This is a genomic window from Maribacter ulvicola (genome assembly GCF_900155985.1).
Lineage (GTDB): Bacteria > Bacteroidota > Bacteroidia > Flavobacteriales > Flavobacteriaceae > Maribacter > Maribacter ulvicola.
This window is the reverse complement of sequence record NZ_FTMA01000002.1, coordinates 1-23071: the sequence shown is the minus strand read 5'-3', so window position 1 is coordinate 23071 and position 23071 is coordinate 1. Positions and strand designations below refer to the sequence as shown.

At 35.8% G+C, this 23071-nt stretch carries 22 protein-coding genes; 11 read left to right on the top strand and 11 right to left on the bottom strand.

Features of this window, described 5'->3' with window-relative positions; genetic code table 11:
• The first annotated feature begins 33 nt into the window (after positions 1-33).
• From BW936_RS08765 to BW936_RS08740, 6 genes are all read left to right on the top strand, one after another.
• Entirely contained in the window at positions 34-1212 is a 1179-nt protein-coding gene (locus BW936_RS08765; RefSeq protein WP_076548026.1) for an MFS transporter, read from the top strand.
• Between the two features lie 160 nt (positions 1213-1372).
• A complete protein-coding gene (locus BW936_RS08760; RefSeq protein WP_076548385.1) occupies positions 1373-2704 on the top strand; it encodes a M28 family peptidase in 1332 nt (443 codons plus the stop codon).
• 18 nt (positions 2705-2722) lie between these two features.
• Positions 2723-4336 carry a M1 family metallopeptidase gene (locus tag BW936_RS08755; RefSeq protein ID WP_076548025.1) on the top strand — a complete coding sequence of 538 codons (1614 nt, stop codon included), beginning with the start codon at positions 2723-2725 and terminating at the stop codon, positions 4334-4336.
• Between the two features lie 98 nt (positions 4337-4434).
• Complete coding sequence (locus BW936_RS08750) at positions 4435-5550, top strand: DUF2914 domain-containing protein (protein WP_076548024.1); 1116 nt, start codon at positions 4435-4437, stop codon at positions 5548-5550.
• A gap of 142 nt (positions 5551-5692) precedes the next feature.
• Positions 5693-6298, top strand: a complete 606-nt coding sequence (locus BW936_RS08745; protein WP_076548023.1) for a YkgJ family cysteine cluster protein — start codon at positions 5693-5695, stop codon at positions 6296-6298.
• Between the two features lie 95 nt (positions 6299-6393).
• Positions 6394-6861: a GAF domain-containing protein gene (locus BW936_RS08740; RefSeq protein WP_084182036.1), complete on the top strand. Its 468-nt coding sequence runs from the start codon at positions 6394-6396 to the stop codon at positions 6859-6861.
• Positions 6862-6930: 69 nt separating this feature from the next.
• Here the strand turns inward: BW936_RS08740 and BW936_RS08735 are convergent, their stop codons facing one another.
• Positions 6931-10326 (bottom strand): ThuA domain-containing protein, encoded by a 3396-nt coding sequence (locus tag BW936_RS08735; protein ID WP_076548022.1) that lies wholly within the window; start codon positions 10324-10326, stop codon positions 6931-6933.
• 126 nt (positions 10327-10452) lie between these two features.
• On the opposite strand from BW936_RS08735, the gene BW936_RS08730 reads away from it, so the two are divergent.
• From BW936_RS08730 to BW936_RS08715, 3 genes are all read left to right on the top strand, one after another.
• The gene (locus BW936_RS08730; protein ID WP_076548021.1) at positions 10453-11049 is read left to right on the top strand and encodes a YdeI/OmpD-associated family protein; all 597 of its coding nucleotides are present in this window, start codon (positions 10453-10455) and stop codon (positions 11047-11049) included.
• Between the two features lie 232 nt (positions 11050-11281).
• The gene (locus tag BW936_RS08720; protein WP_076548019.1) at positions 11282-12706 is read left to right on the top strand and encodes an amidohydrolase family protein; all 1425 of its coding nucleotides are present in this window, start codon (positions 11282-11284) and stop codon (positions 12704-12706) included.
• A gap of 13 nt (positions 12707-12719) precedes the next feature.
• On the top strand, positions 12720-13967 hold the full coding sequence (locus tag BW936_RS08715; protein WP_076548018.1) for a metal-dependent hydrolase family protein: 1248 nt from the start codon (positions 12720-12722) through the stop codon (positions 13965-13967).
• Between the two features lie 207 nt (positions 13968-14174).
• On the opposite strand, the gene BW936_RS08710 is transcribed toward BW936_RS08715, so the two are convergent.
• Both BW936_RS08710 and BW936_RS08705 read right to left on the bottom strand, forming a co-directional pair.
• Entirely contained in the window at positions 14175-14807 is a 633-nt protein-coding gene (locus BW936_RS08710) for a DUF998 domain-containing protein (protein ID WP_076548017.1), read from the bottom strand.
• A 66-nt stretch (positions 14808-14873) separates the two neighbouring features.
• Complete coding sequence (locus BW936_RS08705; protein WP_076548016.1) at positions 14874-15773, bottom strand: sterol desaturase family protein; 900 nt, start codon at positions 15771-15773, stop codon at positions 14874-14876.
• A 194-nt stretch (positions 15774-15967) separates the two neighbouring features.
• Between BW936_RS08705 and BW936_RS08700 the strand changes: the two genes are divergently transcribed.
• Positions 15968-16444, top strand: coding sequence for a Dps family protein (locus BW936_RS08700; protein WP_076548015.1), 477 nt, complete (start codon positions 15968-15970; stop codon positions 16442-16444).
• A 64-nt stretch (positions 16445-16508) separates the two neighbouring features.
• Here BW936_RS08700 and BW936_RS08695 read toward each other — a convergent pair whose 3' ends face one another.
• Together BW936_RS08695 and BW936_RS08690 are read right to left on the bottom strand one after the other, a co-directional pair.
• Positions 16509-17111 (bottom strand): hypothetical protein, encoded by a 603-nt coding sequence (locus BW936_RS08695; RefSeq protein WP_143744089.1) that lies wholly within the window; start codon positions 17109-17111, stop codon positions 16509-16511.
• 69 nt (positions 17112-17180) lie between these two features.
• On the bottom strand, positions 17181-17585 hold the full coding sequence (locus tag BW936_RS08690; protein ID WP_076548014.1) for a VOC family protein: 405 nt from the start codon (positions 17583-17585) through the stop codon (positions 17181-17183).
• Positions 17586-17807: 222 nt separating this feature from the next.
• Here BW936_RS08690 and can point away from each other — a divergent pair, with 222 nt between their 5' ends.
• A complete protein-coding gene (gene can, locus BW936_RS08685; RefSeq protein ID WP_076548013.1) occupies positions 17808-18449 on the top strand; it encodes a carbonate dehydratase in 642 nt (213 codons plus the stop codon).
• Positions 18450-18469: 20 nt separating this feature from the next.
• On the opposite strand, the gene BW936_RS08680 is transcribed toward can, so the two are convergent.
• The 6 genes from BW936_RS08680 to BW936_RS19470 all read right to left on the bottom strand — a co-directional run bounded on the left by BW936_RS08680 (position 18470) and on the right by BW936_RS19470 (position 22608).
• Entirely contained in the window at positions 18470-19015 is a 546-nt protein-coding gene (locus BW936_RS08680; RefSeq protein ID WP_076548012.1) for a pyridoxamine 5'-phosphate oxidase family protein, read from the bottom strand.
• A gap of 45 nt (positions 19016-19060) precedes the next feature.
• A complete protein-coding gene (locus BW936_RS08675) occupies positions 19061-19468 on the bottom strand; it encodes a hypothetical protein (RefSeq protein ID WP_076548011.1) in 408 nt (135 codons plus the stop codon).
• A gap of 124 nt (positions 19469-19592) precedes the next feature.
• The gene (locus BW936_RS08670) at positions 19593-20081 is read right to left on the bottom strand and encodes a phosphoribosylaminoimidazolesuccinocarboxamide synthase (RefSeq protein WP_076548010.1); all 489 of its coding nucleotides are present in this window, start codon (positions 20079-20081) and stop codon (positions 19593-19595) included.
• A gap of 73 nt (positions 20082-20154) precedes the next feature.
• The gene (locus BW936_RS08665; protein ID WP_076548009.1) at positions 20155-21564 is read right to left on the bottom strand and encodes a carbon starvation CstA family protein; all 1410 of its coding nucleotides are present in this window, start codon (positions 21562-21564) and stop codon (positions 20155-20157) included.
• Positions 21565-21935: 371 nt separating this feature from the next.
• The gene (locus tag BW936_RS08655) at positions 21936-22217 is read right to left on the bottom strand and encodes a hypothetical protein (RefSeq protein WP_076548007.1); all 282 of its coding nucleotides are present in this window, start codon (positions 22215-22217) and stop codon (positions 21936-21938) included.
• Positions 22218-22293: 76 nt separating this feature from the next.
• The gene (locus BW936_RS19470; protein WP_143744088.1) at positions 22294-22608 is read right to left on the bottom strand and encodes a hypothetical protein; all 315 of its coding nucleotides are present in this window, start codon (positions 22606-22608) and stop codon (positions 22294-22296) included.
• Positions 22609-23071 lie beyond the last annotated feature (463 nt).

Genomic DNA, 23071 nt, shown 5'->3' with positions numbered 1-23071 from the left:
CAATTATTAGAATCTGGTTATTTTTATTATCTATTGAAACAAAAGCTACATATTCTCCCAATTATCATTCTATCTCAATTTGCCTGCACCTCTACCTGGTTTGCAGGAAATGCCATTATAGAATCATTAACCAAAAAATTAGACCTTGGTCCTGATATTATAAGTTATGTAATTTCATCCGTTCAATTCGGATTTATCATCGGGACATTAATTTTTGGTGTACTTATGATTGCCGATCGCTTTTCACCAGCCAAGGTATTTATGATTTGTGCCTTTCTAGCTTCCATATCTAACTTAGCATTAATATATCCGCAGTTGAGCATAAATAGTTTATTAATTACCAGATTTAGCACCGGCTTCTTTTTAGCGGGTATTTATCCTGTGGGTATGAAAATAGCAGCAGATTATTATGAAAAAGGGTTAGGAAAAGCATTAGGCTATCTAGTAGGAGCATTAGTTCTTGGCACCGCTTTTCCTTTTTTAATTAAAGGAAGCCCATTAGCCAATCACCCAGATAGTGTTATAAAGCTAACATCCGGTATTACCGCGTTGGGCGGACTATCACTCTTCTTACTCGTACCAAATGGTCCGTTCAGAGTAGCAAGTACTACATTAAATTTAAATGCCGGACCGGTACTTTTTAAAAATTTTGAATTTAAAAAGGCGGCATTCGGGTATTTTGGCCATATGTGGGAACTTTATGCCTTTTGGGCGTTCACACCAGTTGCTATACAATGGTTTGCCATACAAACAGGGAACCATATCTCGGTCTCGCTTTGGTCGGGAATCGTAATTGCGCTTGGAGGAGTATCATGTGCCTATGGCGGTATACTCTCTGAACGTTTAAGTAGTAAGAGAGTAGCACTTATAGCCCTACTGGCATCCGGATTCCTATGCTTAATATCACCGCTACTATTTTTACTTCCTAAATATCTTTTCTTAGCCACTTGGTGTATATGGGGAATTGCGGTTACCGCAGATTCTCCTCAGTTCTCAAATTTAATTGCTTCATCGGTTTCTTCTGAATTGAAAGGAACAGCTCTTACACTAGTAAATTGTATTGGTTTTGCTTTAACCATTATCAGTATTCAATTGCTAGGCATACTTCAAACAATTATACCTACACCCTTTTTGTTTATTCCTCTAGCTATAGGACCACTATTGGCTTTGTATTATTTACTGATTAAAAAGAAAAGGATACCTAGCATTTAAAATTAGGTTTTTATTTAAAAAAGTAATAAAGTAGTTAGGCTCTATTAAAAATATTGACCTACACGCATACACTTTAATAGGCGAAATTATGGTCAGCCCTATATTTTACTTAATTTTAGACCAAATTCCCATACGTACACTACTCATCAAAAAAAATAATATGAAATATGTTTTACTGTTCACTTTACTAACCTCAGCGATAACTTTAACAGCACAAACCGATCAACGCATTTATGATATTATAGATGCCGTTTCTGCCGAACGCATTGAAAACGATATTACCAAGCTTGCCAATTTTGGAACTAGGCATACCCTTAGTGATACGGTTTCTACTACAAGGGGTATTGGTGCGGCAAGACGATGGATCAAAAATGAATTCGAAAAAACATCTATTGATTGCAAAGGTTGTCTAGATGTTTTCTTTCAAAAAGACGTAGTTAAAAAAGGTGCAAACGACCGTATTGTAAAAGATGTTGAAGTGGTTAATGTGCTAGCTGTTCAAAAAGGAACAACATACCCTAATCGCTATATTATTATGAGTGGAGATATTGATTCTCGTGTCAGTGATCCTAATAATTTTACTGCTGATTCTCCCGGTGCAAATGATAATGCCAGCGGTATGGCAGGTACGCTGGAAGCTGCGCGGGTACTTTCTAAATATAAATTCGAGAACAGTATCATTTATATGGGGCTCTCCGGTGAAGAACAGGGTCTTTTTGGTGGTGGCGGTATTGCACAATATGCTAAAGATAAAGGCTGGGAGGTCATTGGTATTTTCAATAATGACATGATCGGTAATATTACTGGAGTTGACGGAACCATTAGTAATGTTGATTTTAGAATATTCTCTGAACCTGTACCACCAACAGAAACAGAGGAACAACGCAAAGCAAGACGTTTTTATGGCGGTGAAGTTGATGGTGTATCCAGGCAATTGGCACGCTACGTTCATAAAAATGTAAAACAGTATATGCCAGAAATGAACCCAATGATGATCTATCGTTTGGATCGTTTTGGTCGTGGTGGGCATCACCGACCTTTTAACGATGCAGGTTTTCCTGGTATTCGTATTATGGAAGCACATGAAAACTACACACAACAACATCAAGATATTCGTGTTGAAAATGGTATTGCCTATGGCGATGTGCTAGAACATGTAAATTTTGAATATGCTGCAAAATTAACGGCTGTGAATGCCATTAACTTAGCTTCTATTGCATGGGCTCCACCTGCTCCAACTACCGTTAAAATTGGTGGTATTGTTGAACCAGCAGCCAGATTTCAGTGGAACAAGGTGAAAGGTGCAAAAGGATATAAAATATACTGGAGAGATACAACTTCCCCTACTTGGGATTATAGTAGGTATGTTGGCAATGTTTCTGAATTCCTTTTAAAAGGCATAGTTATAGACAACTTCTTCTTTGGAATTTCTACAGTTGGCGAAAACGGATTTGAGAGTCCGGTTGTTTTTCCAAACGGAATTTTCAGGTAAACTTTAAATAAAATACAAATGAAAAAATTAGCAGTAGCATTGGTTCTAATAGTATGTTCAGTTTCCCATGCCCAAACCTTTACTGAACAAGATACCCTTAGAGGTAGTATTACACCTGAACGCGAATGGTGGGATTTAAACTATTATCATCTAGATATTGAGGTAGATCCCAATGATAAGTTTATTAGTGGTAGCAATACCATACGTTATAAGGTATTGGAACCACATCAAGTTTTACAGGTGGATCTGCAGCCCCCTTTAACTATAGAAAAAGTAACGCAAGATGGTCAAGAATTAAAAGTTGTAAATAATATAAATGCACATTTTATACAGTTGACAAAACCTCAAAACGTAGGTGATTTCAATGAGGTTGTTGTAACCTATTCCGGACACCCAAAAGAAGGAGTAAAAGCTCCTTGGGACGGAGGGTTTTCATGGAAAAAAGATGAAAATGGTAAAGACTTTGTTGCTACTTCTTGCCAAGGTCTGGGCGCTAGTGTTTGGTGGCCTAATAAAGATCATATGTATGATGAGGTAGATAGTATGTTAATAAGTGTAAAAGCACCTAAAGGATTAATGAATATCTCTAATGGGCGTCTTAGAAGTGTGGAAAAAGAAAGCAATACCTACAATTGGTTTGTTTCTAACCCCATTAACAATTACGGTGTTAACGTAAATATAGGAGATTACGTGCATTTCAACGAGATATACCAAGGAGAAAAAGGAGGACTGGATATGGATTATTATGTATTAAAAGATAATCTAGACAAAGCAAAAGAACACTTTATAGATGCTCCAAAAATGATGGAAGCGTTTGAACATTGGTTTGGTCCCTACCCATTTTATGAAGATTCTTTTAAATTGGTAGAAGTTCCTTATTTAGGAATGGAACATCAAAGTTCCGTTACGTATGGTAATCAATATCAAAAAGGGTATTTAGGTAGAGATGTATCCGGTACCGGTTGGGGCTTAAAGTTCGATTTTATTATCATTCATGAAGCCGGTCATGAATGGTTTGCCAATAACATCACTTACAAAGATGCCGCAGATATGTGGGTTCACGAAGGATTCACCAGCTACTCTGAAAATTTATTTTTAGATTATCATTACGGCACAGAAGCTGCAAATGAATATGTACAGGGAGTTAGGAAAAATATTAAAAATGATAAGCCTATAATTGGTACTTACAATGTAAACCATGAAGGTAGTAGAGACATGTATTACAAAGGTGCCAATATACTTCATACATTACGCCAAGTGGTAAATGATGATCGTAAATGGAGAACAATTTTACGTAGGCTTAATTCAGAATTCTACCACAAAACTGTAACAACTGAACAAATTGAACGCTTTATAGCATTAGAAATGAAGCGAGATTTAAAACCTTTCTTTAATCAATATCTACGAACTACAAAGATTCCCGTTTTTGATTATAAGCTGAAAGGAAATAAACTAATGTATCGTTTTTCCAATACGGTAGATGATTTTACTATGCCTGTTAAAGTATATGTCAATGATACCCCAATTTGGATAGAACCTACTAGCAAATGGCAAACTAAGAAAATAACCGGAAGCTTAGGTTCCTTACAAGTAGACCCAAATTACTACATTGAATCTAAAAACAAAATATAACTCATAAACAATTGATTTATAGTGTTCAACATTTATCATTTAGGATTAACGCTATGCTATTCAATCTGCTACTTTTGTACTGTTATGAATAGTTATTGATGAAAAGAACGCTTGCTAGATATCAGAAAAGTGCCTTCAGAAGTTTTATTAGAAGGCACTCTAAATATGCGCCAATAGTATTCTTTATTGGAGGTTTCATTTTTGATACCTTAACCCTAGGCCGTATTGACCGTACGTACGACTTAACTGTTCTATGTCTGCATATGACCTCGCTATCCATTTCATTATATCTCTATAATTTAGCGGATGATGGCACATGGAAGAATACTTTTCTAGAAAGATATGAAGAATACCTACCTCTGGCTATTCAATTCTTTTTTGGCGGATTATCTAGTGCTTATGTTATCTATTTTTCTAGAAGTGTTTCTTTGTCCAAAACAGCATCGTTCTTTATTATTCTTGTATTACTGCTGATTGCTAATGAATTTTTAAAAAAACGAATTTCTAATAAGTACCTTCAATTTGGAGTTTATTACTTTATTAGTTTTACTTTTTTTACGTTTATGATTCCTGTTTTCCTAAAGGAATTAAACACCACCATATTCCTTATATCAGGAGCTGCTAGTTTAGTCAGCACCTTAGTGCTCCTTAGCATTATTTATACTAAAAGCCCCAGTACCAGAAAGGAAATCAAATTAGCTAAAATGGTTTTTATCATCATTGCCATTTACGGTATTATTAATCTATTCTATTTCCTAAAATTAATTCCGCCCGTACCTTTGGCATTGGACAAAGGAATAGTGGCTCATGAAGTCATTCAAAGAAACGGTAATTACGAGGTCACCTATGAGTCTGAGGAATCTTTTATTTTTTGGCGTAAACACAAACTTGATTTTAATTATTCCCCCAACCAACGTGTGTATATTTTTTCTTCAATTTTCGCCCCTACAGATCTAAAGAAATCCATTTTTCATAGATGGCGTAGGTATAATAGCCAGACCAAAGAGTGGGAAACCGTTGATGATATTGGATACGATATTACTGGTGGTAGAGATGGGGGCTATAGAGGTTATACGTATAAAACCAATGTTACTCTTGGTGAATGGGAGGTACAAGTACTCACCGAAGAAGAACAAGTTTTAGGTGTTATTGGCTTTGAAATCAAACCTAGAAGCCTCCAACAACCTTTACATCTTAAAACCTCCAAGCATTAAGCTATACTTTACTTTATAATTTTAAATTTCAGTATATTACCCTTAACAACACCATTTGTTTTCACCAGACGCTATTAAAATATTTTTTATCTGTTTGACCTATGAAAACATAGACTACCTTCGTGTAACCTTAAACATATAAGTGACCATATATCAAAAAGTTCAAGCGGTAGATCGTATTTTCAACCAATTGAATAAGGAGTTGGGCTCCTTTCAACAATCTACAGGACTTAGCTGTGTAGCCAATTGCGGTCTATGTTGTTTAAAACCGGACATCAACGCTACTGCGTTAGAATTTTTACCACTAGCCTACCACCTTTTCATTAATGGCGAAACAGATGAGTGGTTAGAGAAATTACAAAATAATACTGAGAACAAAAGCTGCCCTGTTTTAAATAAGGTAATAGCTCCTGGGTCTAAAGGCTTTTGCTCAGAATATGCACACCGCGGACTTATTTGTAGATTATTTGGGTTTTCTGCCATGCTTCATAAAAACAATACTCCTACCCTAGTTACTTGTAAACCTATTAAGGAACAAAAAACCGAAGCGTTTAATAACGCCAAGGCATTTATTTCAACTCATAAGAATTATCCGCTTATCAGTAATTACTATATGCAGCTGCGTTCCATTGATGCGTCTTTAGGCGAAGAATTATATCCAATAAGAATTGCAATAGAGAAAGCTATCTATGCTGTTCTGGCATATTATGCCTATAGAGAAATGCCCAATAAAGACAATATAGTATAATGTAGATTGTTAAAAAAAAAAGATTAAACGTACCTTTAACATTAAATAACTTAGTGCCAATACAAAGCTATTTTGGCACCTATTAAGATAATTTAATGAACAACCCAAAAGAAATTTTAGCAACTATACAGACTGAATTAATAAAAGATACTCCCAACTGGGATCATCTTTTAAAAGCAACGCTAGCGCATTTTGATTGCTCTACGGGTACTTTACACTTTTTAGATGGTGCTTCTTTACTACAACTTCAAACGCAAGTTGGTATTCCAGATTTTTTAATTCCAAAATTAACCACTATTCCTATTGGAAAAGGTATGGCAGGTATTGCGGCAGAACGTAGAAAACCTGTTGAAATGTGTAATTTACAGACTGATGACTCTGGCGTGGCAAGACCCTCGGCAAAAGATACTAAAGTAGAAGGTTCATTAGCTGCCCCGTTAATACATAATGAAACTTTATATGGAACAATCGGTATTGCTAAACCCGTGCCCTATGATTTTACCGAAGCCGAAATGGATCTACTAATGCAAATTGGAGCACTGATCAGTGAGAAATTAAAATAATATTATTCTCTTGTTAAAAATAGAAAAGCCCGCTAAATAGCGGGCTTTTAAGTTATAGGTAATCAACCGCTATTTAAAAATAGCACCTGTTAATGCTACCTGAGAAAGCTCTTTGCCCTCTTCCCCATTAAACGTTACATAGTATGGTCCGTCACCAGAAATTGTCCCGGTAAATGGAATCGTAATTTGGGTCCCTTGAGAACCTTTTGGTTGCGCCGTTAGTTTTCCTTTGCCCACCACTGGTCCGTCAATCGTATTCTCACGAACTTCAAAATCAAAAAACATGTCCGGCGCTTCTTGCCATCCTGCTGTTAAAGAAACCGACTTCACTCCTTTTAATGACATGTTTTCTAACATAAACCATCCATTAGATTTATTAATCAGTAGTATATCCATTCCTCCATATTCCATTGCCTGCATTCCGTCCAATTTTATTTTATCATTAAACTTAATCGTACTACTTGGAATAACAACAGATTTTGAACCTGTAAGCGGAATGGTCCCTTCTGCTCCTGCATCTGTATAACTAGCCGTAATCACCAACATATTACCTGGTGCAGAAGACGCTGCTGTAATAGTACCTTTAGCCGGTAAGGATTTTTCTTTTTTATCATCTCCGTTCAAGGAAAGAATATACAAACCAATCTGTCTAGTTTCATCTGATGTAATATTTGGGTGAGCAGGCATAGTTACCTCTCCCCAAACTCCTGAACCACCGGTTACCATCTTACCCTGTAAGTAGGTTAAAGCATCGCCACGTTCTTTATACTTTGCCGCCACTTCCTTGTAATTTGGTCCAATAGAAGCTTCTGCCTCTTTATGACATGTTTTACAATCCATAGCCTGCGTTAAAGCTTTACCTGTTACGGCTGCAGAAACTTGTAGATGGCCCAAATTCATAGCTACCTTATCCATTCCTTCTAAATAATCAACGCTAACAAAGATATTGCTCGGATTAATTTCAGTGCCGTCTGGATCCGTAACAGTTACATCATATGTTATTTTCTGACCCGGTAAATAGAAAGCAGGTGTACCGCCGCCCAAAGAAATAGCAACTTCTGGTCTGGAGTTACCTGTTACTATACTGGTGCTTTCACTAATTGCCTCTTCGCCTTTATCATCTGCAACGGTTACTTTCAACTTATAAACACCGGCATCTGCATAACTGTAGCTAACATTTGGTGCTGTAGTTTCTTTAGTATCACCGTTTCCAAAATCCCATATATACGTTATAGTATCATCTTCGCGATCACTTGCCTCTACTGTTGCGTTTACCGTTAACGGAGTTTTACCTGCTGTTTCATTAACAGTCACTTTATGGATCAATGGTGGTCTATTACCACCATTAAATTCAATATAACCTAAAGCAGAATTCGCATTTTTAGAGAACCATCCACTTCCGTATTCCAACAGATAGATTTTACCCTTAGGACCTACTTCCATATCTATTAAGTTGTTGACCTTAACTTCTGGAGCAAAGGGTTCCATTTTACTGAAATCTCCGTTTTTATCTAAATGTACGGCGAACATCCAACCACGCATCCAATCATAGATAATTACCTTACCATCATAATAACTTGGCAATTTCTCATCTCCCTGAAACATATCTGAATAATACGTAGGACCAGCCATAGCATTTCTTCCACCTGTTGTTGTCTGGGGAAAAGCTTGAGAATCATCATAAGGATAGTACACATAGGCTGGCATTGCCGGTGGTAGTTTTGTTAATCCCGTATTGTTTCGAGAATTATTTATAGGATTTTCCGGATCATATTCAGGACCAGTTTCACCTGTTTCATAATTATACTCGTTATATGGATAGTTATCACCAATAAACATAGGCCAACCAAAATTACCTGCTTTTTTAGCTTGGTTCATTTCGTCGTATCCTCTTGGACCTCTAGTACCTAAACTATCGGCTCTGGCATCTGGTCCAACATCACCCCAGTATACATATCCTCTTTTCATATCTACAGAAATTCTGTACGGGTTTCTATGCCCCATTGTGTAGATTTCAGGTCTGGTCTTAGCCGTACCTACCGGAAATAAATTTCCATCAGGAATATCGTATGTACCATCTTCCTTAACCTTTATTCTTAAGATTTTACCACGTAAATCATTCGTGTTTCCTGAAGAACGACGAGCATCATACTGCTCATGACCTGGAATATCGTTCATAGGTCCAAAACCATTATGCACATATTTTACTCCCTTTTCATTAAACGGTGTGGTATTATCTCCTGTTGAAAGATATAATAGCCCCTCTGGACCAAATGCAATTGAACCACCGGTATGACAACAAATTTCTCTTTGACTGTCCACTTCCATTATTACTTGCTCAGAACTTTCATTGAACTTACCATTTTCAAATTTGAATCTTGACAAACGATTTACCCACTTATCTCCTGTTGGTGCATAGTATAGGTAGATCCAATGATTGTTTACAAAATCCGGGTCTTTTTGCAATCCCATTAAACCTTCTTCCGCATTTACTCCCGGCGTGTTTAAGGTTTTGCTATATACGTCTAGCTTCAATACTTCATTAAGCTCATTCTTTTCTTCATTATATAACATTACCTCTCCTCTACGCTGTGCCACCAATACATTTCCGTTAGGCAGTACGGTCATTTCGGTAGGTTCAAAAAACTGCCCCTCACTTAAGGTTACTTTTGCAAACCGATCGGCGTCTGGTGGTATTTGAGACCTTACTTTAGAATAGTCTAAAATCAAGTTTTCACCTATGGCATATTGTATACCACCTAAAAGATGCTTTAAAAATAATTCTTCAGAATAGCTTTCATCAGTATGGCCGCCACCCGTATAAAATGCACGTCCTCCATCAAAATTATGATACCAAGCTATTGGGTGAAAATCACCGTTCTCGCCACCTTTGTATGAAGTTTCGTCTAAGGTCATTACTACATTTACATCTAGATTAATGTTTTTGTAATTGTACAACTCATCTGTTCTGTTCCACACAGTATCGGTAAAAAACTCAGTTGCCTTAAAATTCTTGTCCTTAATTATAAAGTCAGCAGTAGGCGTACCACTAGGGTGACTCAAAAATTGTGCTCCCACTAAGTCATTGTACCAACCCCAATCATATTCGGTATCTGCAGCAGCATGTATACCCACATACCCACCACCTGCTTGAATGTAGCGTTCAAAAGCAGCCTCTTGGTATTGATCCAAAACATTACCGGTCGTACTTAAAAAGATTACCGAAGAATACTGTTTTAGATTTTCATCTGTAAATAACTCTGCATTTTTGGTAGTGTCTACCGCAAACCCGTTTTCAACTCCTAGCTTTTGCAGAGCGGCAACTCCTGCTGGTATTGATCCATGTTTAAAGCCCATAGTTTTAGAGAATACCAATACCTTAGGTTCTCCTTCTCGTTTATTGCCACTACAAGAGACAATAATAAGCGCAAAGCCCAAAAGCAGCGCAATTAAGATTTTTTTCATACGTAATTTTGTTGTTGTTTAATTGACTTTAGAAAGTTTAAAAATAGGGCGAGTAGCTGTATTAACCAATATTTTATCTAGTAAACATTGTACATTTATCATATACTTATACCTATTTATAGAATTATGTCAAAAATACCAGAGTTATACTTTAAAAACGATAGCGAGTTCAAAAATTGGTTACACAATAATCATTCTGTGCATACAGGTGTTCATCTCATCTTTTACTCGGTTGCACATGAAAATGAAAGTATGCGTTGGGAAGAAGCAGTACGTGTTGCTTTATGTTATGGATGGATAGATAGCACCGTAAAAAGTTTAGGCGATGGAAAAAGACGCCAATATTTTTGTCCTAGAAAAGCTAAAAGTGTATGGAGCAAGGTAAATAAAGATCATATCAAGGAATTAAAAGCTAACGGATTAATGCATGCCAAAGGACTAGAATCTATTAACATTGCCAAAGCTAACGGTTCTTGGTCTTCTTTAGATGATGTGGAAAGAGGTGTTATACCTGAGGAGTTACAACTAGAATTTGATAAAAACCCTGATGCATTTTCTAATTTCAACAACTTCACGCATAGCCAACGTAAAAGCTTTTTGTACTTTTTAAACCAAGCAAAACGCCCAGAAACCAGATCTAAAAGAATTAAGGAAATTATACAGCACGCCACTGATAATATTAAATACAGAAATGGTGGTGGATGGCAGTCTATGAAAAAGTAAACAACTTGGCAGCAAGCCTACAAAGTATTAAAGAGGACATTTTATTAAATTTCAACGCAAGTGTAGGAGATGTAAATCGCTATTATCATTGGAGTTTAAAGCTTACCTTAAAAACTCAAACAAATATTAAATTCATTCATTATCAATATTTTATACCTATAATATATCGTATTGACATAAAATATTATCACATTTTATTTTTAACTTACCGTTACAAATTTGGCTTGCTACTATGAGATTTATAAAACTGGTGAACGCTATTGTCTTCTCTGTGCTTATTATTATCATAAGCTGTAAAGAGCAGAAACCCATAGCTCCTGATGTTCTTATTAAAAACGGAAATGTTATTAACTTGGAAGACGGTTCTGTAGCTATCGCTAATATTTTAATAACCGATAATAGAATTACTAAAATTATAACTAACGCTGATTTAACGAACATAGAAGCCGAAACAGTTATAGATGCATCGGGTAAATTTATAGTACCTGGATTTTGGGACAACCACACCCATTTTAGAGGTGGCGATTCTTTAATTGCCGCGAATAAAAACTTTCTAAAGCTCTTCATGGCAAACGGAATTACCACGGTACGTGATGCCGGTGGTGATCTTACTTCTTCCGTTTTAGAATGGAGAAAAGCTATTGAGAAAAATGAAATAATCGGACCTACTATTTTTACATCAGGACCAAAAATTGACGGACCAGGCGGTACTTGGGCCGGTTCTTTGGAGGTGGAGCATGATGCGGATATTCTTACAGCGTTAGATTCGTTGCAGGCTATTCCGTCGGACTTTGTAAAAATTTATGATAGCCGTATTTCAGGTGAGCATTATCTAAAGGTTATTCAAGAAACCGAAAAGCGAAATTTAATAACATCTGCCCATATGCCTTTTACCGTGGAACTTGATGCCACTATTGATGCCGGCATTGATGCTGTAGAACATCTGTATTATATTATGAAGGGATGCTCTAGCCATGAACAAGAAATTACCCAAAAGCTGGTGAACAATGAAATTGGTTTTTGGGATGCCATGCCACTACTCCAATCTACATATTCTAATACCACGGCAACTGCTACATTTAGCAAGTTAAAAGCGAACAACGTGTATGTAGTACCTACGTTACATATAGGTGGGGTACTTAGCAATTTAGATGAAGTTGACCATAGCCAAGACGACTATTTAAAATATATGAGTAAAGCTATTCAACAGACCTATAAGGGAAGAATTGATCGCGTAAAATTTGCTAGCGAAAAGCAAGTTGCGGACCGCAAGGCTTTGGATCAATTCTTTGGTGAACTTGCCTTTAAATTGAATGAAAATGGAGTATCACTTTTAGCAGGTTCCGATAGTGGTGCTTATAACAGTTACACCTATCCCGGTATTTCATTGCATAAAGAGATGGAAACTATGGTAGCTACTGGAATTTCTCCGCTTGATGCCTTAAAATCATCCGCTTACAACGGCGCCAAGTTTTTAAAACAAGATGCGGACTATGGTACTATTACAGAAGGTAAAATTGCAGATCTTGTTTTACTGAACAGTAATCCGCTAGAAAAGATAAAAAATACACAAGACATTTACATGGTGCTATCCAACGGAAATCAGCATACAAAACAAGACTTGGATTCGCTTTTAAAATCCGCCATTGTCAACTAAACCAACAACTGCTATGAAATCAATTATTCTAATCTGCTTATGCTCTTCATTCTATGGTTTTACACAAACACTCTTAAAACCAGACCACGTATTTGATGGTACCAAAATACATGATAACTGGGTGGTTTTAGTAGAAGGAAATCAAATAACTTATGCAGGCAATGAAAATGCAATAACACTACCTAACAATACCACTGAGGTCAATTTAGCCGGCACTACCCTAATGCCCGGTATTATTGAAGGACATTCGCATGTATTATTACACCCGTACAATGAAACGGATTGGAATGATCAAGTTCTAAAAGAATCTCCTGTTGAACGTGCTGTTAGAGCTACCGTTCATGTAAAGAACTCGCTTTTAGCGGGAGTTACCACTATGCGAGATCTAGGCACAGAAGGGGCAGGTTATACTGATGTATATTTAAAGAAAACGATTGAAGACGAAATAATAGACGGACCGCGGTTGTTGGTTGCAGGGCCCGCTATTGTGGCAACGGGCGCATACGGTCCAAAAGGGTTTTATAACGGTGTAACCGTTCCATTAGGAGCAGAGCCTGCAAGTGGCGTAGATCAATGTATGGAAACTGTACGTAGGCAAATAGGTAACGGAGCAGATCTTATAAAGATATATGCCGATTATCCCTGGACTCCCGGCTCAGCTTCCAAACCCACTTTCTTGCAAGAAGAAATTGATGCCATGGTGGCCACCGCAACTTCTGCAGGAAAATATGTGGTGGCACATGCAAGCACACCAGAGGGCATGAAAAGAGCTATTCTTGGTGGTGTGGAAACTATTGAACATGGTGACCTGGGAACACTAGAGGTCTTTAATATGATGAAAGACAAAGGTATAGGCTTATGCCCTACCCTTGCTGCTGGCGATGCTACAACACAATATAAAGGTTGGAAAAAAGGAATTGATCCAGAACCCAAAAAAATTCAACAAAAGCGAAAGTCTTTTAAAATGGCCCTTGATTCTGGTGTACAAATTGTTTTTGGGGGAGATGTAGGTGTTTTTACACACGGAGAAAATTATCGAGAAATGGAACTGATGGTCGATTACGGAATGAAACCTATTGATGTTTTAATTTCCGCTACATCCAATAATGCCAGCATGTTTCACTTAAATCGATTGGGCAACCTTAAAAAAGGTTTCCTAGCCGATATTATTGCGGTCAAAGGGAATCCGGTTCTAGATATTTCTGTGATGAAGCAGGTGTCTTTTGTGATGAAAGATGGGATCGTTTATAAGGATGAGTAATTTTGCTTGTTGCTTGTTGGTTGTTCGTTGTTCGTTGTCCGTTGTTAGTTGTTGGTTGTTGGTTTTTCGTTGTTGGTTGTTGGCTGTTGGTTGTTGGCTGTTGGCTGTATCGAGCGCAGCGCTGCTATCCTTTAAACGTAAAACGTTGCACTTAATACTAACTACTTTATACTTTGTACTTTTGCCTTAGTACTATGTACTTTGTACCTAATTCCTTGTACTTAATTCTTCTCCTATTTTCAACGCACTAGAAACCATAAAAACAATAAAGGAAGTTTCTATTATTCGTTGTAAAATTCCTCTGTAGCCAGAATCTGGATCTGAGAACAATGAGCATATGAATATTCCGCTAATCATCCCCGTAATTATTGCTATTTGCGATAAGCGACCGTAATTCTCAGACTTTTTTAACCCCAACCCTATTCCCATTAAACAAATAGGGAAAAATATATACGTTAAAGACGCCATGGCATTGTGTATCAATTGTGATAGACTAGAATCTATGACATTTGTGGGGCAACCTGCATCGCACGGAAATAATCCTACCAATATGGTTCCCATTCCGTAGAAAAGTGCCAATCCAAAAAATCCCGCTAAAACCAATTTTGAACTTGGAAAATACGTTGGTGCATTAATACAGAATATAGTAATGAGAATTCCGCTAGGCACATATCCGAAGTACTGCAAATATGCACCATATTCAGTATTAGATGCAAAAGATTCACTTATGTACTGACTTACTACACTATAGTCATCAATTAATAACGGACCAATAATGGCGGAAATTGCAAATAAACCAACTCCTAAAATTCCTATACATGCTATTAGTTTATTGCTCATCTATTTCCGTAAAATTGATTGGTTCTTTCTATATAACGTTTCTATTTTAAATCTGTTACATCTTAATCACAATTCAGCATTCTCACGATTTTCCCACTCCCTCCGTAAATCTGTGGAAAGTATACTGGTACCATCATGTTTCCAGCCAGGTGGTTTTGTCAAGTACTTGAATCTATTTACTAAAGAAGTTTTAGAAGTAAAGAAATCGACCATCATTCTATACCATTCTGCAAAGGCAATTTTTATGGGGTTATACGTACTAATATTCGTTACCAACCCATACACAGGTTTTTCAACTTCGGGCTCAAAGGTGCCAAATATTCTATCCCAAATGATAAAAATTCCTGCGTGGTTTCTATCTAGGTATTGCGGATTGGTAGCATGGTGCACCCTATGATGACTGGGTGTATTAAAAATAGCTTCGAACCACTTGGGCATTTTCTTGATCATTTCGGTATGTATCCAATATTGATAGATAAGACTGACCGACATCTGTACCAAAATCATTACCGGATGAAAACCAATGAGTACTAACGGAGTCCAAAAAATGAAGGTATAAAATCCTCCTGACCACGTTTGCCGTAAGGCGGTGCTTAGATTGTAATTTTTAGAGGAATGATGCACAACGTGACTCGCCCAGAAAAAACGACTTACATGACTTGTTCTATGAAACCAATAATAACAAAGATCTTCTGCAAAAAGTAATATGAGCCACGACCACCATGCAAAAGGAATTTCAAAAAGGTGATATAAATTATACAATAGGTAAAAAAAACCTAATGTAATGCCCTTAGTAACTAAACCTATAGCCACATTACCTAATCCCATAATAATAGAAGTACCGGCATCTTTAAACTCATAATCATGAAGCTTGACTTTTACAGATAAAATAACTTCAAGAATTACGGTTACCACAAAAAACGGAATGGCGTAGTGTATTAAATTGGGGATTTCAGGAATTTGCATACGCGTTCGGTATCATTTTACCTCCCTAATTTACGAATCTATTTTGTGAACTACAATTGCAACAAAAGACAACGCTTATCATCAATTTATTTTAATAACAGTATAAGCAAAAGGTATTGGTTATGTAACTTTTGTTACCATTAAACAGAGCGATCATCCGTAATTTTACAGTAAGAAATTAAAACAATTAACTTATGGAAACTTTAAACCAAAACGTGGGAATAGATCAAGATTATAAAATAGCTATAAGCGACAAATTAAACATCCTTTTAGCAAATTATCAAATTCATTACATGAACTTGAGAGGCATGCATTGGAATGTAAAAGGGAGCAATTTCTTTCTATTACATGAAAAATTTGAAGAATTATATACTGAAGCAACGGTAACTGTAGATGACATAGCTGAACGTATTTTAACATTAGACCAGCAACCTTTGCATACATTTGAAGATTATTTGGATAACAAAACCATTAGAATTATCAAAGAAGTAACTGACGGTGCTACCGGTATTTCATTACTGATAGATAATTTGAACGAGTTATTGATTCAAGAAAGAGAAATATTAGAATTTTCTTCAGATAGCAATGATGAAGGTACTGCTACGTTGGTTAGCGATTTAATATCCGGACAAGAAAAATTAATCTGGATGCTTAAATCTACATTGAAATAAATTACATTTTCAGTTATAAAAAAGGGCAAAAATCTCAGTAGATTTTTGCCCTTTTTTTATTGTATTAGACTCCATTAGAAGTAGTACTGTTGCCCGTTCGTTTTTCAATCTCCAAAGCACGTTTGTAAAAATCATGAAACTGCTCCTTACTATATTTTACACGCATGGCTGCTAGTACATCAGCAAGGCTTAAGCTGCACCAATCCCACAACATAGTATCAAAATTATAAACATACATTTGATCTTTCACCTCTTCTCTTATGGTATCAACTTCATTTGCTGTGAATCCGTTTTCTAAGAGTTGCTCTAAAACCTGTCTCTCATTTGCTTTTGTAAATTCTGTATCTAAATAAGGCTCTAGAAGCCAATCCCAATTCCAGCTTTGTGGAATTAGTCTAATATGGTTCCTTAGAGCAAACTGTTTCAATGTTTCTTTGTGTTCTGCGGAAACAAGTATGATATCGTTTTTAACATGCACTTTACACATTCCTATTTCCACCGACAAACAAACAATATCACTTGCAGCAACTACTACCGTAGGGTAAGCAATGGATGGTTCAAAAGGGTATTCTGTAATTACAATTTCGCTTTCCCGTATATCAGATTCCCCAATACCACACAATATATCTTCCGTGTTAAGAAACTCCAAAGATCTATGGGAACTCAATGACGGTTCTTTTCCCTTAGAATTGAGTATGTTTTTGAAAAATTTCCACATAGCTATAAAATACCCATATTATTGTTGCTGTACTTCTACTGGTTCTAGCAAATCCCACATGTTCCCGTATAGATCTTCAAAAACAGCTACCATACCATAAGGCATTTTTTCTGGTGAACGGACAAACTTAATTTTACGCTCCATCATTTTGTAGTAATCTCTCCAAAAGTCATCAGTATATAAAAATAGGAATACCCGACCACCGGTTTGGTTGCCTACACTTGCCTGCTGCTTTTCATCATCTGCTTTTGCCAATACCAAAGAACATTCTTTAGACCCTGGTGGTGCTACGATCACCCAACGTTTTCCATCTCCCAAATCAGTATCTTCTAGTAGTATAAAATCTAGATTTTTCGTATAAAACTCAATGGCTTTATCATAATCATCTACTAGTAATGCTATACGTGCTATGGTCTGTTTCATAATGTTTATGTTTAAGTTGTATTTAAAATACCGTTTATTTATTAGTTATAAATGAGCATATGTTCCTATTAATTCTGTAGAAGAGATTACCTTTATCGCTAATGATACTACAATGTAGAATATAAGCATCTTGTCATGTAGTTCATAGCTTAAATCAGCTTTCAGAGAACATTACGGACCCCCATTAGTTCATTGATGTTGCAATAGTAATAACAAAGGTATATGAAGTCAGATTTTTATAAAAACTTAATTGAGAACAATAAAAAATGGGTTGAATCTAAGCTAGATGACGATCCTGAATATTTTAAAAAGTTAGAGAAAGGCCAACAACCACCATTATTATGGATCGGTTGTTCTGACAGTCGTGTACCTGCAAACGAAATCATAGGCGGTAAACCCGGTGAGGTATTTGTGCATAGAAACATAGCAAATATGGTGGTACACTCAGACATGAACATGCTTAGTGTTTTAGACTATGCGGTAAATGTGTTGAAAATTAAACATATTATCGTATGTGGCCATTATGGCTGTGGAGGTGTAAAGGCTGCCATGGGGAGCAAATCTTACGGACTGGCCGATAACTGGATTCGCCATATTAGAGATGTTTACAGGCAACACCAAAAAGAACTCCAAGATATCACAAATGAAGAACACCTCTTTAATCGTTTTGTAGAATTTAATGCTATGGAGCAAGTTTATAACCTTGCAAAAACTTCTATTGTTCAAAATGCCTGGGAAAGAGGTCAAGATCTATATTTACACGGTTGGGTATATGGTGTAAGTACTGGGATTGTAAAGGATCTAGAGGTTAATTTTAACTGTAATTCTCAATTAGAAGCGTTTTATAGGCTTGGAATAATTTAACCTTTGGCAAAAAAATAATTTTAATCTCCAAGTATATTAGTTTCAAATCCGTCAATACTTTTGGTGTTTTTAGTTTTCCAGTATTCTTTAATTTTACCCTCACCTTGTTTTTTAGACCAATCATTTAAAGTAGTTCGTTCTTCTTTATAATCCATGAACGGAACTGCGAAACCACAAGAAGTCTGAACCAAATCTACCTGCATTTCAATAATTTGTCTAGCTCCGGTATTTTCTGGAAACTGCTGTACATACTCAGCAAATTCTTGGTCTCTTTTATGAAATATTTTAGCAGCGCCGTATAATCTTAAAATGATAGGTTTCCCCTTAAAAGCGCAGAACATGATGGTCATTCTATTGTTCTTGAGTAAATGAGCAGCAGTTTCATTTCCGCTACCCGTTAAGTTCAGCCAAACAATTTTGTTCTTATTGATTATCCGGAATGAGTCCGTTCCTTTTGGGGACACATTTACACTACCTTCTGAAGCTGCCGTACCCACAAAAAATATCTTTTGTTCTTTTATAAATTCTTGTAAATCTGCAGTAATAGCATCTAATTTCTTTCCCATGGTTTTAATTTCGGCAAGAATGAACTAAAGGGTTCTACAATAATTTTATAGGTAATTCATATCAATATACATCCAAGAATACATCACCAACTTCACTAGTATTACCACCGCAAAGGAAGCCATTAAACTGTACCAAAACTTCTTTCTATAATTTTTGAATTTCCTATTTATATAATACACCTGTACAGGAACAAACAGTATCAAAGCAATTATAGCCACACCAATGGCTACATACAGATACCCTACTATTGCTATACTTTCAAGAACATTTAATAGTAGACTAAAAACCTTTAACACATCATCTATAGATGCCACGCCACTACTACCGCTATGATTGCTTTCTTTATGACCAAATAATGTATTTATTTCAATAAAAAAGAATACTGAATTGAATAGTACATAAAGTACCAACCATGAAAGTTTTTTCAGTATTTCCCTTATTATTGATTTCATCTAAAAACAACTCATATTAAAGAAAGGTTGAGGAGCGCTATCGCCTTAGATATTGTCTTCTTGAACTTTTTGATTACCTCTTTTAATAGCACTAGAATAGTTCAACAATACCCTAAATAAAATGCTATTCGTTCAATAACTGCTCTTCAATCATTATTGCTCTTGCCTTTTCGGTTTCATTTTGTCCATTGGACATTGCGCCTGGCAACATAATAATTCGTTTTTTAATAGCCCCCTCCTCTTCAAAAACAACTTCAAATCTAGAACGGGTAATCGCGAAAATCGCTTTCTTAAACGTTACACTTTTAATTTTATCTCTATAGATTATAGGTGCAGTAGAATTACGTAGACTTTTAAAAATTCCGTATACTAAAAACAGCCCAACTATAGCATAAACCATAGCTATAGGCACCTGTCCTTTTAGAAAACTATTATATGCCGAGAACAATAAAAATGCCGAAAGTCCGCCGTAAATAATCAAAATTCCAGTTATGCTTTTACCAACGGTAACATTTGCTACACTTCCTTTTATTCCATCTCTTGATAACAGTATCTTATCTGGTAAAATATGGCAATATCCTGTTTTAGTCCTAAAAATTTTTTCGTTTTCCATTAGCCGTAATGAATTCTTATAAGGACAAAAATACGTTTTGTTGCCATTTAAGATAGAGGAGTTTGATTTTTAATTACAAAAGAATTTCTTCTTTCTTTTTTGTAAAAAATAAGTACGTAATCAGCGTAGAAATCCCTATTCCGATCCAATTGGAAACGGTAATATCTAAACCCAAACCAACATTAGGATCATAAAAAATATAGGAACCTACAACAGATGTAATAAAAAATGCAGGCACCAAGGCTATGATATAATGAGTTTTCTTTTGATATAAATAAACCGCTCCAATCCATAATGCTATGGCGGCAGTTACTTGATTAGCCCATGAAAAATACCTCCATAACAGCTGAAAATCCATATTGGTCAAAATAAAGGAAACTATAAAGAGCGGAATAGCCACCATAAAGCGATTCTTCAATACTTTTTGGTCAATGTTCAAGTAATCGGCAATAATCATACGTGCAGCCCTAAAAGAAGTATCTCCTGACGTAATGGGTAGTAAAATGACTCCTAAAACGGCAATAGTTCCGCCAATAGTTCCTAAAGACACGATAGCTATTTTGTTCACAACCGCGGTGGGTCCGCCATTCTGTAACAATTCACTTAAAGAGTCTCCGTCCAAAATACTCATGGATGCCGCTGCCCAAACCATGGCAATGGCAGCTTCAAGTATCATCATTCCGTAAAATACTTTTCTGCCGTCTTTTTCATTGTTGATCGTACGGGAAATAATGGGCGACTGTGTAGCATGAAATCCTGATAATGCGCCACAAGAAATGGTTAAGAAAATTACAGGATAATACGGTATACCCTGTGGATGCATGTTCTGAAATGTCAACTCAGGAATAGGGTTTCCAATAACGAAGATACCTATGCAAATACCAATGGCACTTAATATCAACAACAAACCCAGCACGGGATAAATTTTACCAATGATCTTATCTATTGGTAATAGGGTTGCCACAATGTAATAGAGGAATATGGCAAAAAGTACTAACGTTAAATAATTGGTTTCTGAACCTATGACATCATTTATCATATTTGCCGGAGCTGTCACAAAAACAGTCCCTACCAAGATTAAAAGTAATAGTGCAAAGAAATTTACCACGTGACTAAATGATTTTCCTAAAAACCGAGATGCCAACGCTGGTAAATGCGCTCCGCCATACCGTAAGGAAATCATACCGGTGAGGTAATCATGTACGGCACCTGCGAAGATAGACCCAAGCACAATCCAAATAAATGCGACGGGACCGTATAAAGCGCCCAATATAGGACCAAAAATGGGACCTACACCTGCAATATTCAATATTTGAATAAATGCATTCCTATTACTGTTCATAGGTACGAAGTCTACCCCATCTTCTTTTGTATGTGCGGGAGTACCCTTTGTTTTATTGGGTTTAAACGTTTTATCTACAAACCTGCCGTAGATAAGATAACCCAATACCAATAAGATTATGGAGGTAATAAATGTAATCATGGGGGTGTTTTAAGTGATGATTTTAAATTTCAATTAGAGGGTCTAAATTATTTTTAACGTGATTGTATAAGATTAGTTGCGTGGACTAAATATTAACTTTAAAAATAAGCAATACAAAAGAATCACGCAATTAGTTTCCAAAGTGGAAACAACTAGCAATTAATTTTATACTTTGTTGTGTGGCGTTTTTATGTCTGTCAGAAATTTAGATTTACCAAAAAGCCCTGAATTAATAGGTGATATTTCTATTGATTCAATTCGGTTATTGATTAATGAAAATTTACCTGATTTAAGTCCTTTAAAATCAAATGATATTGTTTTTCGCATTTCATCTTTGATAGGTTTTAAAGATAAAGATTGGGATAAGCACTTTAAACAGTCTTGTCAAATTCATTAGTCAGCTCGGTACTTGCGTTCTGAATTGATATTTCGTTCTTTTTATGTTGGGTATCTGTATTTATAATCAAGGTTGCTCCTTCTGTATTTATTTTTTCAATAAGATGGTAATTCCAAGATTGTAATAACTTATAGTTTATTGTTTTATGCACTAAACCATAGAGTCTTTTGTCAGAGTATATTTGGTCGGTATCATATTCGTTTGTTCCGTCGTTCAAGATTACATTGTCAATTGGTATTTTTTCAGGTTCTGTCATAGGGTTCGTTTTTAATTTTTGTACAACATTCTTTTCTGCGTAAAGAGAATTATGTCAGTTATTAGCTCATTTTTTGTCAATCGTTATCGTTCTTTAAAATACTGTCTTTGGGATGAACCTTGCCAACTTCCTTTGTTATTTCTTCCTTTATTATTAATTCCCTTTTCTTTATTTCTATCAAAAGAGAATCTGAAAAAGCTTCATAATTCTGGATGGTTTGGTCTTTTAGTTGCAGTTCCTGTTCATATTTTTCTATTTTATCTTGTTGTTCGTTTTCTACACAGTGTTTAATAAAAAACATGGAAATAAAAAGTAAAATAGCGAAAAATGCACTGTTTTGTATTTTCTTTAATTTAGGGTCGGTTTTTTTAACCCATTTCCACAGTTTCATAGACGACCATTTGATTCTGCGAAAAAAGTAAGGTTTATAAGGATAATTCCTTATTTGGTCGGATGTTTTTAGATTATTAGATATGAGAAATTCAAAGTTCTTTTTGTCATACGTTATTTTTTGCCATTGTCCGTGTTCAAACAGTTTTACACGGTAGATTTTATGAAATCTGTTGTATGAATATTTAAAGTCTTGTAATTTCAATTATATATTAAAATTTTATTATTAACGTGTCTTAAATGACACACAACAATTGTATATGTACACAATTATACATATTCCGAAATAATTAGAAATATGTGTAATGTTTTTTTTATGCACACTAATATACCATTAAAGAATAAACCTACCATTATTAGCTCATATTCCATTACGGGAAACCATAATCACAAAAAATGTTTTAATCTAAGTAAGAAATGACTAAGATTCACCAAACAGCCAGTCTGTTTTTTGCAGGTTAAAT

Bases quoted from the DNA above. Each gene is read 5' to 3' on its own strand.
- BW936_RS08760 (WP_076548385.1), top strand. From the start codon at position 1,373: ATGAAATATGTTTTACTGTTCACTTTACTAACCTCAGCGATAACTTTA.
- BW936_RS08755 (WP_076548025.1), top strand. From the start codon at position 2,723: ATGAAAAAATTAGCAGTAGCATTGGTTCTAATAGTATGTTCAGTTTCC.
- BW936_RS08750 (WP_076548024.1), top strand. From the start codon at position 4,435: ATGAAAAGAACGCTTGCTAGATATCAGAAAAGTGCCTTCAGAAGTTTT.
- BW936_RS08740 (WP_084182036.1), top strand. From the start codon at position 6,394: ATGAACAACCCAAAAGAAATTTTAGCAACTATACAGACTGAATTAATA.
- BW936_RS08735 (WP_076548022.1), bottom strand. From the start codon at position 10,326: ATGAAAAAAATCTTAATTGCGCTGCTTTTGGGCTTTGCGCTTATTATT.
- BW936_RS08730 (WP_076548021.1), top strand. From the start codon at position 10,453: ATGTCAAAAATACCAGAGTTATACTTTAAAAACGATAGCGAGTTCAAA.
- BW936_RS08720 (WP_076548019.1), top strand. From the start codon at position 11,282: ATGAGATTTATAAAACTGGTGAACGCTATTGTCTTCTCTGTGCTTATT.
- BW936_RS08715 (WP_076548018.1), top strand. From the start codon at position 12,720: ATGAAATCAATTATTCTAATCTGCTTATGCTCTTCATTCTATGGTTTT.
- BW936_RS08710 (WP_076548017.1), bottom strand. From the start codon at position 14,807: ATGAGCAATAAACTAATAGCATGTATAGGAATTTTAGGAGTTGGTTTA.
- BW936_RS08705 (WP_076548016.1), bottom strand. From the start codon at position 15,773: ATGCAAATTCCTGAAATCCCCAATTTAATACACTACGCCATTCCGTTT.
- BW936_RS08700 (WP_076548015.1), top strand. From the start codon at position 15,968: ATGGAAACTTTAAACCAAAACGTGGGAATAGATCAAGATTATAAAATA.
- BW936_RS08690 (WP_076548014.1), bottom strand. From the start codon at position 17,585: ATGAAACAGACCATAGCACGTATAGCATTACTAGTAGATGATTATGAT.
- can (WP_076548013.1), top strand. From the start codon at position 17,808: ATGAAGTCAGATTTTTATAAAAACTTAATTGAGAACAATAAAAAATGG.
- BW936_RS08680 (WP_076548012.1), bottom strand. From the start codon at position 19,015: ATGGGAAAGAAATTAGATGCTATTACTGCAGATTTACAAGAATTTATA.
- BW936_RS08675 (WP_076548011.1), bottom strand. From the start codon at position 19,468: ATGAAATCAATAATAAGGGAAATACTGAAAAAACTTTCATGGTTGGTA.
- BW936_RS08670 (WP_076548010.1), bottom strand. From the start codon at position 20,081: ATGGAAAACGAAAAAATTTTTAGGACTAAAACAGGATATTGCCATATT.
- BW936_RS08665 (WP_076548009.1), bottom strand. From the start codon at position 21,564: ATGATTACATTTATTACCTCCATAATCTTATTGGTATTGGGTTATCTT.
- BW936_RS08655 (WP_076548007.1), bottom strand. From the start codon at position 22,217: ATGACAGAACCTGAAAAAATACCAATTGACAATGTAATCTTGAACGAC.
- BW936_RS19470 (WP_143744088.1), bottom strand. From the start codon at position 22,608: ATGAAACTGTGGAAATGGGTTAAAAAAACCGACCCTAAATTAAAGAAA.